This is a genomic window from Haloferax profundi (assembly GCF_001469865.1).
GTDB classification, from domain to species: domain Archaea; phylum Halobacteriota; class Halobacteria; order Halobacteriales; family Haloferacaceae; genus Haloferax; species Haloferax profundi.
This window is the reverse complement of sequence record NZ_LOPV01000493.1, coordinates 1-1,458: the sequence shown is the minus strand read 5'-3', so window position 1 is coordinate 1,458 and position 1,458 is coordinate 1. Positions and strand designations below refer to the sequence as shown.

The following is a 1,458-nucleotide window of genomic DNA, read 5'->3' as shown; positions in this document are numbered from 1 at the left end:
CGTCAGACTGGAGGTTGTCAACCTCGTCGAGGACAATGACAATGTGCCCACCGAGTGCGTCTAGCTCTCGATACATCATCTGGTACATATCCTCGGCAGGGTAGCCAGTTGGACGGATGTGGTTTTCCGGCTCTCGAAGAGAATTGATAATTGATGCAGCCAACTGGTACGACGTATTGGTGTTTTCACACAGTACCCAGACAGTCGTCAAGTCAACGTCTCTGTATTTTTTTACGTCTGTCTTGAGGTGGTTAAGCAGATATTTCGTCGAGACCGTTTTCCCAACACCTGTTTTCCCATAGAGAAGGATAGATTTGGTTGGTTGGCCATCCATTATTGGCTGGAGAGCATTCTTGTAACTCTCGAGTTCACTATTCCGACCGAGAATATTCTCGGGGACGTACTCCTCAGACAAGACGCGAGGGTCATCGAAGATCCCTGTCGAGGGGGTGAAGACTGGCATCTATTGACGCGATGTGTCTAATGAGTCATAAAACCACGGCTTCCGAAGCTTCCGTAGTTTCCGAAGCACGGTGTGTGTTTAAGTAGTTTAAATAAACCCCCTCCCCCCACTGTTTCCGAAGAAACGACTCGAACAACTGGAGTCTCTCTCAGGTAATATTAACAAACGAAGATTTATATTATAGTATGTTAAACCAGACCCGTAGTAAACTAAAACTAGTTCATTTCAACTGTTGGTAGCTAGAATTATAGTGGCTTGCTGAGAAGACATTACTCCTTCGTGGATTAGCTTCGGAAACAGTGGGGGGAGGGTAGTATATAAATAACCGGAGCTTCGGAAACGATGGTCGAGAACAGACCGCGAAGTTGTGATCGGGTGTTCACTCAGAGAGACAAAAGAAATTCTGCAATTACTCGGCGTAGAACGTTCTGATCAATCTGGTTGGCGTGGGTACATGGGCTGGGTGACAGCGGTCACAACCCGCCTGAGGCAAAGCCGAAGCAGGTTGCGGTCGACGAGACTGCTGTCAAAATCAATGGCGAGTGGTCCATACAATTTGTGCAATACTATAACTTCCAATGACCGCATCAAGCGCTCGAAGGACGAACCCCGGTTGAGGAGGTCACTAGACAGTACCTCCCCATTCCGCTAATTAAGCTATTCTTCCGCGTAATATCCGTGCCCCAGTGCTCTTCTAGCAACCTCAGCAAACTTTGTGAATTGAGTAGCCTCTGACAAGTCGTCGGTATCATCCGGTAGGTGTGTATAAACAAGTTCACCCAAAGTTGTCTTGTTGATACTGTAAAGCTCCGTCTGGATAATCGAGACCTTCTCTCGCTGAATTATATCCAAGATCTCTGCCTCCTCGTCAATTCCCACCAACCATTTATCTGGTGTAAACGGACTTTCATCCATCCAATCGACATCCTCGAACAGAACAACCGCATCGTATTCCCGCTCTTTTCCTGAATCCAAAGTCACGCGGACTGGTTCGA

Annotated in this window: 2 protein-coding genes and 1 pseudogene; 1 reads left to right on the top strand and 2 read right to left on the bottom strand. The window is 47.3% G+C overall.

The features are described 5' to 3' along the window. The coding region (locus AUR66_RS15930) for a Cdc6/Cdc18 family protein (RefSeq protein WP_157533166.1) at positions 1–463 on the bottom strand (463 nt) is incomplete at its 3' end. Between the two features lie 373 nt (positions 464–836). On the opposite strand from AUR66_RS15930, the pseudogene AUR66_RS20780 reads away from it, so the two are divergent. Next, positions 837–1,012, top strand: a pseudogene (locus AUR66_RS20780) (IS6 family transposase); the annotation flags it as partial. Positions 1,013–1,120: 108 nt separating this feature from the next. Here the strand turns inward: AUR66_RS20780 and AUR66_RS15925 are convergent. Beyond that, on the bottom strand, positions 1,121–1,458 hold a 338-nt coding region (locus AUR66_RS15925; RefSeq protein ID WP_197409820.1), incomplete at its 5' end, for a hypothetical protein.